Source organism: Lentzea sp. NPDC004789, from assembly GCF_053601075.1.
Window position 1 is genome coordinate 72,897 of record NZ_JBSGBE010000033.1, and the last position, 11,798, is coordinate 84,694.

Below are 11,798 nucleotides of genomic sequence, written 5' to 3' on the forward strand. Positions count from 1 at the left end.
CGCTTGACCGCCGAGGGCCGGGTGACCTAGTCGCCCGGCCCTCGGTCTGTCCCGAGCAGCGTCACGCTCGTCGACAGGCCCTTCGCGCCCTCGTGCACGCGGACGTTGGTCACCACGACCGCGGCCGCACCACCGGTCGGCAGCCTGAGCAGGGCTTCACCGCCGTTCAACTCGTCCGCGGCCGTGCCGGCACCGGACAGCTGCCAGATGCCGTCGGTCACCGTCTCGATCACGTCCACCCGATCCAGCTCAGCCCTGTTCCCGTCCGCGTAGACGAGCAGGGCCGGCCCTGAGTAGCTGAACACGCCTTGGTACACGTGTGGCGCGGCCGCGGGGTTCACCCGGTCACTCGTGCTCCGAGACACGCCAGAGGAAGAACCACAGCGCACCGCCCGCGATCGCGAGCCCCCAGCTCGCCACGATGAAGCCCGTCACGATCAGCGCGGCGCCGGCCAGCGCGACGGCGAACCAGGACGGTGTGAACGGCGAGAACCTGCCGTTGAGCCATTCCACGAACTTCTCCTCGGCGGCCGCACAGGCGATGGCCACGACCGCGATCGCGACAAGGCCCGCGAAGGCGAGGACGATTCAGCCCACCACGGCCGCCCGGTCCGCTTCTCCTTCGGCCAGCACGGCGAACTCATCACGCATTTCCCGCTCCACACCTCGCACCAGGCCGCCGCACTGCCTCTGTCGAACCGAGGAACGTCGGCGTGTCCGGCGCGAGAGCACTTCAACCTGATGGAGCAATGCGGTCGAGCAGGAAGCGGCGGTCGCGTGGTAGAGCTAGCGCCGTGACACAGTGGACAGTGCACGGCACCCGCCGCATCTACGAGTCGGAGTGGCTGAGCGTCGACCTCGACGACGTGGAGATCCCCGACGGCGAACGGTTCGAGCACCACGTCGTCCGGCTGCCCCACCCCTCGACGGCTGTAGTGGTCGTCGACCAGGACCGCGTGCTGCTGATGTGGCGTCACCGCTTCACGACCGGTACGTGGGGCTGGGAGATCCCGGCAGGCCGAGGTGAGGCGAACGAGACGGTGGAGGCCGCGGCGATCCGTGAGACCGAGGAAGAAACCGGCTACAGGGTGAGCATCGAGCCGCTGGTCACCATCAACCCGTTGCTCGGCATCAGTTCTCACACGACGCACATCTTCGTCGGCGCCGACCCGGTCAGGACCGGTGAGCCGGATCCCGCCGAGGCGGCGAAGGTCGAGTGGGTGCCGCTCGACGACATCCCCGGGATCATCCGAAAAGGACTGGTTCCGTGCGGGATCACGTTGGCGGCGCTCACGACCTACCTCACGCTGCGGACAGCCGCGAGCGAACCTCCATCAGGGCCTCGCCGAGCAGGTTCAGGCCCTGCCACGACGACGGGTCGGTAGCGCGCGGGTCGTCCGCGGTCAAACCGATGCCCCACACGCGGTCCAGCGGGCTGGCCTCGACCAGGACGCGGGAACCGGTGCCCAGCAGGTAGGAGCGCAGCGCCGGGTCCTGGCCGAACTTCGCCAGGTTGCCGGCGACCACGATCTCCAGGCGCGCGGAAACCCAGGCGGGCTCCGAGAACCCCGACACCTCGCGGCCCAGCGCCTTCGCCTCGCCCGGTGAGGCCGCGGCGAGCACGCGGGCGGCGACGGCGGTGTCGTCGAACAGCAAAGCCTTGCGCCACATCATGTAGTGCTCGGCGGACGCGAAGGTCACGCCATCGACGACGAACGTGCACGGCCACCACTGCGACAGGCAGCCCTTGCCGATGCCGCCGTCACGCTCGGGCTGATGGCCCCAGAAGAACAGGAACTTCACGCGAGCACAGTAGGCAACTAACGGTCGTCCTGCTCCAGGTTTTCGCCGGGTTCCGGCATCTCCGGCTCGCGCCACGACTGGGCGCGCGTCGGGCCGCCTGCGCGCAGCTCGTTGGCGAGTTCGCGCTTCAGCTCGTCGTCGCGGGCGGGGCCGTGCTGATCACTTCCGCGTTGAGTCATGCACGAGGCGTACCCATCCGCGCGAACGAAATCACTTCGGGACCGGGATGCCCGTCACGGTGATCGCGGCGCCGGTGGGCGCGAACTGGCCGGAGATCGAGTTGAACGTCAGGGTGAGGGAGTTCACACCCGCGCCGAGCTTCTGGTCGAGGATCACGATGCCCGACGTGGTGGTGCCCTGGGTGACGAGGCCGTCCCACTTGCTGCTCGACGCCGCGTAGGTGCGCTTCAGATCGTCCAGGACCGCGATGCCGTCGACGGGGAGGGTCATACGGGCCTGGGAGGCGTTCGTGGCCGTCACGAAGAGCTTCACGCGGCCGTTCGCGGCTTCCACACGCGTCACCTCGACGGTGAGCATGCCGCGCTGCTGCTTGAAGGAGCCCGTCGCGACCTTCACCTCGGCGGACGGCTCGGTGGTCTCCAGCGCGCCATCGGGAGTCTGGGCGCTGTTCGACGTGGTCGAGGTGGCCGTGGTGTTGGGCTGTGCGGCGGAGTTGTCACCGCTCAGTGCAAACTGGATCACGCCCAGTAACGCGAGCACACCGGCAGCCACGCCCGCAATGGCGATCACGGTCTTACCTCGGCGCGTGACCCGACGATGCTGCATGACTTCCTCTGTTCGACCCCCGTGACAAAACACAGCTCCCCCGCGAGCGGGCCTAGTCTCATATCGAACGGGTGAAACGTCAATGCGCTAGGGTCCGCGCGTGTCTCAAGATGTCGCCGAATTCACGGCTCCGCAGCTGCTCACCACCCACATCGTCGGCTCGGCAGCCGAGGCGCTCGAAGCGGTTCAGGCCGCTGACGTGCTCGACCTCGGTGTCCGCGCCTACAACCGCCTCGTTCCCGACGCCGACGACGCCGAGTCGTTGGAGGAGGAATGGGTCGTCGAGGTCTACACCAGCGCTCCTGCTGTCGACCCCGACGCGGACGAGGACTGAGCAGCCCAGAAGTGGGGGCACCCCGTCCGGAGTGCCCCCAAACCTGAAGAAATACCTGAAGATTTCAGGCCGTTAGTACGACTTTGCCGCGCACGTGCCCACCTTCGAGCAGCTTGTGCGCCTTTACCGCTTCCGCCAACGGGAACGTCTGCTGCACCTCGACGCGCAGCGAACCGGTGGCCACCAGGTCCACCAGCCACTGCGTCTGCTCGGCGTTCGGCCGCGCCCAGGTGTTGATCACTCCGTGCTCCAGCGCACGCGGCCCGTCCACAATGGACGTCATTCGCGCCCGGTCCCGCACCAGCTGCAACGACTGGTCGAACGCGAGCCCGCCGACGTTGTCGGTCACCACGTCGACCTTGCCGTCCCCGCCGATCAGCTCCGCGACGGTGTCGACCAGCGCGTCGCCGTAGGCCACCGGTTCGGCGCCCAGCGACCGGACGAAGTCGTGGTTGCGCGGCGACGCCGTGCCGAGCACCCGCGCGGCGCCCAGCTCGCGCGCGATCTGCACCTGGAGGTGGCCGACCCCGCCCGCGGCGGCGTGCACCAGCACGACGTCACCAGGCCCGGTGCCGACGGCTTTCAGCGACTGCAACGCGGTCAGCCCGGCCAGCGGCAGCGCGGCGGCCGTCACGAAGTCCACGGTGGACGGTTTGCGGGCGATCATCCGGTCCGGCAGCGCGACCAGCTCGGCGTAGGCGCCGAACTGCACGTGGTCCTTTCGCGCGTAGGCGAGCACCTCGTCGCCCGGCTTCCAGTCCTGCACGCCGATGCCGACCGCGCGCACCACACCCGAGACGTCCCAGCCGGGGATCAACGGCAGGTGGTGCGGCAGCAGACCCTGCAGGTATCCCGCTCTGATCTTGAAGTCCACCGGGTTCACGCCGGCCGCCCGCACCTCCACCAGGACCTGGTCAGGCCCCAGCAGTGGATCGGGCAGCTCCTGCCACGACATGACGTCGGCGTCGCCGAACTGGGTAAACGCGATCGCTTTCACAGTCCCTCACCGTAGAAGACTCGCTCCGCCACTGCACGTGCACGGCGGGTCGTACGGCGATATTCCTCCAGGAACACACCCGGATCGCCGCCGGGCGGGTACCCCATCACGGAAGCGACCGCCACGAGGTCGCGCCCGGACGTCGGCAGCTGGTCGGAGGCCTTGCCGCGCACCAGCGTCACGGCGTTGCGGGCGCGCGTCGCGAGGTTCCACGCGGCGGTCAGCGCGGTGGCGTCCTCCGCGGCCAGCAGTCCGGCCGAGACGGCGGCGGACATCGCGGCCATTGTGGACGGTGTGCGCAGTTCGGGCACCGCGCCGGAATGCTGCAGCTGCAACAGCTGCACGGTCCACTCGACGTCCGCGAGCCCGCCGCGGCCGAGCTTGGTGTGCGTGCCGGGATCGGCACCGCGCGGCAGCCGTTCCGCGTCGACGCGCGCCTTGATCCGCCTGATCTCCCGCACGGACGCCGCGTCCAGGCCGTCGGCCGGATACCGCAACGGCTCGATCAACGCCTCGAACTCGGCACCCAACGCGGGGTCGCCCGCGATGAACCTGGCCCGCAGCAGCGCCTGCTTCTCCCAGATCTCCGCCCACTGCCGGTAGTACGCGCGGTACGAGTCCAGGGTCCGCACCAGCGGCCCCTGCCTGCCCTCCGGCCGCAGGTCAGCGTCCACCTGCAGCGGCGGGTCCTGCGACGGCGCGCCGAGCAGCCGCCGGATGTTCTCGACGACACCGCTCGCCCACTTCGCCGCCTCGGCGTCGGACACGCCTTCGAACGGCCGGCACACGAACATCACGTCCGCGTCCGACCCGTAGCCGAGCTCGTGGCCGCCGAGCCGGCCCATGCCGATCACGGCCAGCGCGGCGACGGGCCGGCCGGCCGCGCGCACGGCCGCGTCGAGCGCGCTCTGCAGCACCGCGACCCACACCTCGGACAGCGACACGCACACCGTGTCCACCGACATGAACCCCAGCAGGTCCGCGGCGGCGACGCGCAGCATCTCGTGACGTCGCAACGACCGCGCGGCCGCGACGGCACGGGGCAGGTCGTCGTACCGGGAGACCGCGCTGCGCAACGGGTTTCCGATCGCGTGCGGATCACGGACTGCCAGCGCGTCGGTGTCCGCGAGCAGCCGCAGCACCTCCGGCGCCCTGACCAGCAGATCCGGGACGAAACGCGACGTGCCCAGCAGCACCGCGAGCCGTTCGACGACCGCGCCCTCGTCCCGCAGCAGCCGCAGGTACCAGGGCGTCTCCGCGAGCGCCTCGGACACCTTCCGATAGGCGAGCAGCCCGCCGTCCGGATCGGGCGTGCCGGCGAACAGGTCGAGCAGCACCGGCAGCAGAGCGCCCTGGATGCGAGCCCGCCGCGAAACGCCGTGCGTCAACGCCTGAATGTGCCGCAACGCCCCGTCAGGCGACGTGTAGCCCAAGGCCGCCAACCGGGCCACGGCCTCCTTGGTGGTCAGCCGCAACGCCTCGGTCGGCACGCCCGCCACGGACTGCAGCAGCGGCCGGTAGAACAGCTTCTCGTGCAGCCTCCGGACCTGGTTGGCGTGCTTGCGGAACTCCGCGAGCAGCACCTGCCCCTCCGACTTCCGCCCGTCCGCGTGCAGCCCGGCCGAACGTGCGAGCCAGCGCAACGCCGTGAGGTCGTCGTCAGCCGGGAAGAGGTGCGTGCGCAGTAAACGCTGCAGCTGCAGCCGGTGCTCCAACGTGCGCAGGAACCGGTACGAGCGCCCGAAGTCCGCCGCGTCGTTGCGCCCGATGTACCCGCCCCTGCCCAGCGCGGCCAACGCGGCGGTGGTCGCCTGAATCCGCAGGTCCTCATCGGACCGGCCGTGCACGAGCTGCAGCAGCTGCACCGCGAACTCCACGTCGCGCAGTCCGCCGCGGCCCAGCTTCAGCTCGCGGTCGGCGAGCCCGGTCGGCACGTGGTCCTCGACGCGGCGGCGCATCGCCTGGACGTCCTCGACGAAGTTCTCGCGCTCGGCCGCCGTCCACACGTACGGCCGCACGACGTCCAGGTACGCCTGTCCCAGCTCGGCGTCACCCGCGACCGGCCGTGCCTTGAGCAGCGCCTGGAACTCCCAGGTCCGCGCCCACTTCCGGTAGTAGGAGGCATGTCCGTCGAGCGTGCGGACCAATGCGCCCGCCTTGCCCTCCGGCCGCAGCGCCGCGTCGACCTCGAAGCACGACTGGCCCGCGATCTGCATCATCGTGCTGGCCAGCCGCGTCGCCGCACCGAGATCACCTTCGGCGACGAACACGACGTCGACGTCGCTCACGTAGTTCAGCTCGTTCGCGCCGCACTTGCCCATCGCGATCACCGCGAGCCGGCACCGGTCCACGCCGTTGACGCGTTCCGCGGCGAGCCGCAACGACGCCCGCAACGCGGACACCGCGAGATCGGACAGCTGCGCCGCCACCGTGTCGTACGGGATGTAGGGCAGCGTCGGCTCGACGACGTGTGCCAGGTCGTTGGCCGCTACGAGCAGCAGCTTCGCGCGGTACTCGGTGCGCAGAACCGCTCCGTCCGGCAGGTCCAGCGACACGTCGACCTCGTCGGTCAGCGACCGCCACCGCTCGGGGTGCGCGACGAGGAAGTCCGACAGCGCGGTCGACGACCCCAGCACGGCGAGCAGCCGCCCGCGCAGCACGGTGTCCTCGTGCAGCGCGGCCGAGAGCTCGGGCCAGCCGGCGACGCCGCGGAGGCGCTCCAGCCCGCGCAACGCGAGGTCGGGGTCGGGAGAGCGGGACAGTGCGGCCAGGACGGGCTCGGCGCCGTCGGCCGGGCGACGGTCAGCCCACAGACCGAGGCCGCGCAGCACTTCTTCGCTGCGCGGCTCGGTGAGTCCGAATCTGGCGGGTGAGGCGGCGCGGGCTGATTCGCTCATCACGCACCAACCTACTGCCAGGGAGTGCTAAACGATGATCAGGAACAGCCCGTAGCCGACCGCGGCCACGCACCCGGCGAAGCTCGCCACCGCGGCGGCCTTCGAGTTGTTCGACAACGCCCTGATGCCGAGCACGAACAACGTCACCACCAGGAGCGTGACCAGCAGCGTCGCGCCGAAAACGGTCAGCAGCGCGGTGAAGTCGATCTTCACGCTGCCACCTTGTGGAGCTCCGCCTGCGCGGCGACCTCGTCGACGATGTGCTCCGGCTTGACCGGCTCGCGCCGCGACAGCACCCAGATGCCGATCGCGATCGCACTGCCGATGACGGCGACGCCGATGACACCGGTCGTGCCGCTGGACGCCCACTTGCCCGCGATGGCACCGACGATGCCCGCGGCGGGCAGCGTGACCAGCCAGCCGACGGCCATCTTGCCCATGGTCCCCCACTTGACGCCGTGGCGGTCGCGGCCGAGGCCGGAGCCCATGATGCCGCCGGACGCGACGTGCGTCGTGGACAGCGCGAACCCGAGGTGCGACGACGCGAGGATCGCCGCGGCCGTGGAGGTCTGCGCCGCGAAGCCCTGCGCGGGCTCGATGGTCGTGAGGCCGCGGCCGAGCGTGTGCGTGATGCGCCAGCCGCCGAGGTACGTGCCGAGCGCGATCGCCGCAGCGGCGCTGATGATCACCCAGGTGGGCGGCGCCGAACCGGGCGCGAGCGAGCCGGACGTGATCAGCGCGAGCGTGATGATGCCCATGGTCTTCTGCGCGTCGTTCGTGCCGTGCGCGAGCGAGACCAGCGAGGCGGACGCGACCTGGCCGATCTTGAACCCGGTGTGCGACACGCGCGGGTCCGTGGCCTTCTTGAGCCGGTAGACCACGACCGTGGCGAGGCCGGCGACGACACCGGCGACCAGCGGCGCGACCACCGCGGGCACGATCACCTTGTCGAGGACCTTGGTGAAGTGGATGGCGTCCACACCGGACGCGACCCACGCGGCACCGATCAGGCCGCCGAACAACGCGTGCGACGAGCTCGACGGCAGCCCGGCGTACCAGGTGACCAGGTTCCACATGATCGCGCCGACCAGCCCGCCGAAGATGATCGCGGGCGTGATCTTGGCGTCGTCGACGATGCCGCCGGAGATGGTCTTGGCCACCTCTACGGACAGGAAGGCGCCGACGAGGTTGAGAACCGCGGACAGCGCGACAGCCGTCTTGGGCTTGAGCGCACCGGTCGCGATGGAGGTGGCCATGGCGTTGGCCGTGTCGTGGAACCCGTTGGTGAAGTCGAAGATGAGAGCAGTGACGACAACGATGATCACTACAAGAGCGGGATCCACACTGATCCTCCGGCTGGATCGAACAAGGTGCTCGATGTTGACGGTACCGGGTACTCAGGATGCCCTATAACCTACGAAAGTAACGTCACACCAACGGAAGTTGTGTGCCCGGACACCCCGCGGAAGGCAGTTCTCCCCGCACCAGCTTGGCGAATCTGCCCACGAACGGCTGCCACACCTCCTCGAAGTCGCGGTGCGCCTCCTCGAGGAAGTCCTGGTCGAAGTGGTGGGGCCGCGCGGAGGCCGCGGAGTCGGGGTCCTTGGCCGCCCAGTTCAGGACGATCTCCGGGGTCGTCTCGATGTGGAACTGCAGCCCGTAAGCGCTTGCGCCGACCCGGAACGCCTGGTTGGGGTACTTCGGGGACGCCGCCAGGTGCTCAGCGCCGGGAGGCAGCACGTGCACCTCGTCGAGGTGGAACTGCAGCACGTCCGGCGTGAACGGCAGATCCGCGAACAGCGGGTCGTGGCCGGCCACGTCCCGCTTCGCCACCAGCAACACCCCGACCTCGGGCCCTTGTGGGCCCCGGCGCACCTGTCCCCCGGTGGCCGCGGCCAGCAGCTGAGCGCCGAGGCAGATCGCGAGCACCGGCACCCGCTGCGCGACCGCGCTCGACAGCAGCCTCCTGACGTCGGCCAGCCACGGGTGCTCGACGTCGTCGAGCGCGCCCATCTCGCCGCCGAGGCAGATCACGCCCTGGTAGCCGTCCAAATCGGCCGGTGCGGGCTCGTCCTGCAGCGACACGAGGTGCAGCTCGACGCCGTCGGCCTCCAGCCAGTCACCCAGCTTCGCCAGCGGGTCTGACTGCGAGGGCTGCAGAACGAGCAAACGCGGTGCGGTCACGGACATGAGCCTATGTCGGCTTGTCTCAACAGTGACACGCGACCTTAGAAACATCCTCCTGGTTCCGCTCGACCGGATAGCCCGCTTCCCGCCACGCCGTGATGCCTCCGGCCAGCCGCTTCACCCGGAACCCGCGTTGCGCGAGGGCGAGAGCGCCCTTGGTGGCGGCGTTGCACTGGAAGCTCTCGCAGTAGCAGATGTAGACCAGGTCCGGGTCGAGGTCGAGCCGCTCGGGCAGGTCGCGGTAGGGCAGGTTGATGGCGCCGGGGATGCGCTCCTGCGCGAACGCTTCCGGGCTTCGCGTCTCCACGAGGACGTACCCGGCCGTGTTGCCCTCCTGCATGTCCCGGTGGACGTCGTCGGGATCCGCTTCCAGCGAGAGCTCGGCAGCGAAGAAGATCACGGACGCTGTCGGGTCGGCGGCGGGGAAGCGCAGTGCGTTGGTCATGTCATGATCCTGCTTGGACGGTTCCGGTTCGGACATGCGGAAGTCCAGGCGTTCACGACGTTCTGCTTATGATTTCCAGGTGGAACTCGACGCGGTGGACTGGAAGATCCTGTCGCTGCTGCAGACCGATGGCCGGATGTCGTTCACCGCGCTGGGCCGCGAGGTGTCGCTGTCCGCGCCGGCCGTGACCGAACGGGTCCGGCGCCTGGAGTCGCTGGGCGTGATCACGGGCTTCGTCGCGGTGGTCTCGCCGGCCCGCCTCGGGCTGCCGATCGAGTCGATCGTGCGCGTGCGGGTGCGGTCCCTCGACACCCCGCGGTTCCGCAGTCAGGTGCTCCTGCTGCCGCAGATCCTCGACGCCGACCACGTGACCGGGGACGACTGCTGGCTGCTGCGCGTGGTGTGCCGGTCGATGGTGGAGCTGGAGGAGCTCGTCGAGGTCATGCAGCGGTACGGGGACACCACCACTTCACTGGTGTTCTCGTCGCACGTGCGCAACCGGCCGCTCACCCCCGAGCTCTTCGGCTAGGACCAGCGGTACTCCGTCCAGTCCGAGACGTGCCGGAAGCCGATGCCCTGGTAGACCGAGTTCGCGGTCGGGTTGGCGAAGTCGGCGGTCAGCACGACGTGGTCGGCCCCGGCCCCGTGCGCCCACTGGCTGACCGCGGCGGTGACGGCGGCGGCGTAGCCCCGTCGGCGGTGCTCGGGCGGGGTGTAGACCGGGCCGACCCGCGACACTCCGGCGATCGGGTCGGTGCTGGCCGCCCACGACACCGGCACGCCGCCGGCCTCCCAGATCACGTGGCCCGCGGGCATCGTGCGGATGCCGCGCATCGCGTCACGGGCGTCGTCGCGGCTCAGGCCGTCCAGCTCGGCGATGAAGTCGGTCCACCACTCGGTGATGAGGTCGTCGTCCGCCTCGGTCGCCAGGCGGGACCGGCCCGGCACGTCGGGGATCGTCAGCTCGTCGAGCCGGTAGAGCTTCAGCCGGAAGATCTCGCGGCCGCCGGCGCGCCAGAGGGTGCGGAAGGCTTCGACCCGGTCCAGCGGGCCGGTGACGGCGTCGACGTCCTGGCCGCGCAACGCCTCGGCCACCAGCGGGGCGGCCGCGGGAGGCATCGCGGCCACGTGCAGCGGGCGGTCCTGCATGCGGGTCGCGACCCCGACCAGAGTTCCGTTGTCGTGCAACGAGATCAGTGCCGCGGGTACGCGAAGGCCGCGCAGGGCCGAGTCCACTGTGGTCAGGTGGACGCTGTGGTTGACGGGGTCGGCGTCGAGGAAGCCACCTGCCACCGCGAGGAAGTCGTCGATGTCGTCGTGGATCAGCGCTTCCACCAGAACTCCGCCCAGTCGTCGAGTGCTCGGTAGCCGATTCGTCGGTAGATCGAGTTGGAGGTCGGGTTGGTCAGGTCCGCGAAGAGGATGACGTCGGTGGCTCCCCGGTCGAGTGCCCACTGGCTGACCATCGCGGTGACGGCGGCACCGTAGCCGTGCTTGCGGTGCTCTGGCGGGGTGTAGACCGGGCCGACCCGCGTCATGCCGGACTGCGGAAGGCTCGCCACGGCCCAGGCGACGGGGGTGCCGTCGACCTCCCAGAGGACGTGGCCGTTGCCGAGGCGCAGAGATCCGCGCATGGCTTCGGTCGTTCCGTCGTTCGGGGCCTCCGGCACGGCTTCCGCGAGGAACGCCCGGCGCCAGGCACCTAGCAGTTCGACGTCGTCCTCGGTCGCCATCCGCCCGGCGCCGGCCGCGGCCGGGGGAACCAGCGTGCCGAGGCGGTACTGCCGAGTGGTCAGCGACTCGGCGAAGCCGGCGCCCATGGCTGTGGCGAGAGCCTCAGCTCTTTCTCGCGGACCGGTGACGCCCTGGGCGTCCGGATCGACCTCGCGGGCGATCCGCGCTGCCAGCTCCGCCGCTTCGAGTGGCAGATCCGCGGCCTGGAACAGCCACGGAGGTGTCCGGATCAGGGAGCCGATCACCTCACCGCGGTCGTGGAAGGTGATCAAGGTCGGAGGGTGGTCGACGCCCGGCAGCCGGCGGATGCGGTCGAGTGAGGTGATCGCCACCGTGTTCCGCACCGGATCGGCGGTCAGCCGATCGTGGGTGGCGGCGTCGAACGACTCCAGACTTGTGTGCACGACCGCGTCCATGGGTCCATCAGACCAGGCGAGGCAAGCGAAAAAACGGCATGCAAAAGACCCCTGCGGAGAGCACTCGAGGTGCTCGACCCGCAGGGGTCTTCTGAACGATTGTCCGGCGGCGACCTACTCTCCCACACCGTAACCAGTGCAGTACCATCGGCGCAGAAGGGCTTAACTACCGGGTTCGGAATGGGACCGGGTGTTTCCC

Annotated in this window: 16 protein-coding genes and 1 rRNA gene; 3 read left to right on the plus strand and 14 right to left on the minus strand. The window is 69.9% G+C overall.

From position 1 onward, the window contains the following. Positions 1-26: 26 nt before the first annotated feature. Both ACWEIJ_RS43220 and ACWEIJ_RS43225 read right to left on the minus strand, forming a co-directional pair. Positions 27-305: a hypothetical protein gene (locus ACWEIJ_RS43220; RefSeq protein ID WP_449843108.1), complete on the minus strand. Its 279-nt coding sequence runs from the start codon at positions 303-305 to the stop codon at positions 27-29. 40 nt (positions 306-345) lie between these two features. Continuing rightward, on the minus strand, positions 346-549 hold the full coding sequence (locus tag ACWEIJ_RS43225; protein WP_449843109.1) for a hypothetical protein: 204 nt from the start codon (positions 547-549) through the stop codon (positions 346-348). Positions 550-794: 245 nt separating this feature from the next. Between ACWEIJ_RS43225 and ACWEIJ_RS43230 the strand changes: the two genes are divergently transcribed. Continuing rightward, positions 795-1,385 (plus strand): NUDIX hydrolase, encoded by a 591-nt coding sequence (locus ACWEIJ_RS43230; protein ID WP_449843110.1) that lies wholly within the window; start codon positions 795-797, stop codon positions 1,383-1,385. On the opposite strand, the gene ACWEIJ_RS43235 is transcribed toward ACWEIJ_RS43230, so the two are convergent. From ACWEIJ_RS43235 to ACWEIJ_RS43245, 3 genes are read right to left on the minus strand one after another with little or no spacing between them, the layout of a single operon-like run. After that, a complete protein-coding gene (locus tag ACWEIJ_RS43235) occupies positions 1,303-1,803 on the minus strand; it encodes an NADAR family protein (protein WP_449843111.1) in 501 nt (166 codons plus the stop codon). The genes ACWEIJ_RS43230 and ACWEIJ_RS43235 overlap by 83 nt on opposite strands. Before the next feature lie 17 nt (positions 1,804-1,820). Then, on the minus strand, positions 1,821-1,982 hold the full coding sequence (locus ACWEIJ_RS43240) for a hypothetical protein (RefSeq protein ID WP_449843112.1): 162 nt from the start codon (positions 1,980-1,982) through the stop codon (positions 1,821-1,823). 31 nt (positions 1,983-2,013) lie between these two features. Beyond that, complete coding sequence (locus ACWEIJ_RS43245) at positions 2,014-2,553, minus strand: hypothetical protein (RefSeq protein WP_449843113.1); 540 nt, start codon at positions 2,551-2,553, stop codon at positions 2,014-2,016. A gap of 136 nt (positions 2,554-2,689) precedes the next feature. Here ACWEIJ_RS43245 and ACWEIJ_RS43250 point away from each other — a divergent pair, with 136 nt between their 5' ends. Next, positions 2,690-2,923 (plus strand): hypothetical protein, encoded by a 234-nt coding sequence (locus ACWEIJ_RS43250; protein ID WP_355437165.1) that lies wholly within the window; start codon positions 2,690-2,692, stop codon positions 2,921-2,923. A 64-nt stretch (positions 2,924-2,987) separates the two neighbouring features. Here ACWEIJ_RS43250 and ACWEIJ_RS43255 read toward each other — a convergent pair whose 3' ends face one another. The 6 genes from ACWEIJ_RS43255 to ACWEIJ_RS43280 all read right to left on the minus strand — a co-directional run bounded on the left by ACWEIJ_RS43255 (position 2,988) and on the right by ACWEIJ_RS43280 (position 9,449). Then, positions 2,988-3,920 (minus strand): NADP-dependent oxidoreductase, encoded by a 933-nt coding sequence (locus tag ACWEIJ_RS43255; protein WP_449843114.1) that lies wholly within the window; start codon positions 3,918-3,920, stop codon positions 2,988-2,990. Next, positions 3,917-6,817 (minus strand): bifunctional [glutamine synthetase] adenylyltransferase/[glutamine synthetase]-adenylyl-L-tyrosine phosphorylase, encoded by a 2,901-nt coding sequence (locus ACWEIJ_RS43260; RefSeq protein ID WP_449843115.1) that lies wholly within the window; start codon positions 6,815-6,817, stop codon positions 3,917-3,919. Before ACWEIJ_RS43260 ends, ACWEIJ_RS43255 begins: the two co-directional genes overlap by 4 nt. 27 nt (positions 6,818-6,844) lie before the next feature. Continuing rightward, positions 6,845-7,030, minus strand: coding sequence for a hypothetical protein (locus tag ACWEIJ_RS43265; protein ID WP_449843116.1), 186 nt, complete (start codon positions 7,028-7,030; stop codon positions 6,845-6,847). Then, positions 7,027-8,160 carry an anion permease gene (locus tag ACWEIJ_RS43270; RefSeq protein WP_449843117.1) on the minus strand — a complete coding sequence of 378 codons (1,134 nt, stop codon included), beginning with the start codon at positions 8,158-8,160 and terminating at the stop codon, positions 7,027-7,029. The genes ACWEIJ_RS43265 and ACWEIJ_RS43270 overlap by 4 nt, the downstream gene beginning before the upstream one ends. An 85-nt stretch (positions 8,161-8,245) precedes the next feature. Next, positions 8,246-9,001, minus strand: coding sequence for a type 1 glutamine amidotransferase (locus ACWEIJ_RS43275; RefSeq protein ID WP_449843118.1), 756 nt, complete (start codon positions 8,999-9,001; stop codon positions 8,246-8,248). 25 nt (positions 9,002-9,026) lie between these two features. Next, positions 9,027-9,449 carry a rhodanese-like domain-containing protein gene (locus ACWEIJ_RS43280; protein ID WP_449843119.1) on the minus strand — a complete coding sequence of 141 codons (423 nt, stop codon included), beginning with the start codon at positions 9,447-9,449 and terminating at the stop codon, positions 9,027-9,029. Positions 9,450-9,528: 79 nt separating this feature from the next. On the opposite strand from ACWEIJ_RS43280, the gene ACWEIJ_RS43285 reads away from it, so the two are divergent. Next, positions 9,529-9,978, plus strand: coding sequence for an Lrp/AsnC family transcriptional regulator (locus ACWEIJ_RS43285; protein ID WP_449843120.1), 450 nt, complete (start codon positions 9,529-9,531; stop codon positions 9,976-9,978). On the opposite strand, the gene ACWEIJ_RS43290 is transcribed toward ACWEIJ_RS43285, so the two are convergent. From ACWEIJ_RS43290 to rrf, 3 genes are all read right to left on the minus strand, one after another. Further along, a complete protein-coding gene (locus ACWEIJ_RS43290; RefSeq protein WP_449843121.1) occupies positions 9,975-10,784 on the minus strand; it encodes a GNAT family N-acetyltransferase in 810 nt (269 codons plus the stop codon). The genes ACWEIJ_RS43285 and ACWEIJ_RS43290 overlap by 4 nt on opposite strands. After that, positions 10,772-11,587, minus strand: coding sequence for a GNAT family N-acetyltransferase (locus ACWEIJ_RS43295; RefSeq protein WP_449843122.1), 816 nt, complete (start codon positions 11,585-11,587; stop codon positions 10,772-10,774). Before ACWEIJ_RS43295 ends, ACWEIJ_RS43290 begins: the two co-directional genes overlap by 13 nt. Positions 11,588-11,700: 113 nt before the next feature. After that, positions 11,701-11,798 (minus strand): 5S ribosomal RNA (gene rrf, locus ACWEIJ_RS43300); the annotation flags it as partial.

Excerpts from the sequence above, each read along its gene's own strand:
- ACWEIJ_RS43260 (WP_449843115.1), bottom strand. The coding sequence starts at position 6,817 with ATGAGCGAATCAGCCCGCGCCGCCTCACCCGCCAGATTCGGACTCACC.
- ACWEIJ_RS43280 (WP_449843119.1), bottom strand. The coding sequence starts at position 9,449 with ATGACCAACGCACTGCGCTTCCCCGCCGCCGACCCGACAGCGTCCGTG.
- ACWEIJ_RS43240 (WP_449843112.1), bottom strand. The coding sequence starts at position 1,982 with ATGACTCAACGCGGAAGTGATCAGCACGGCCCCGCCCGCGACGACGAG.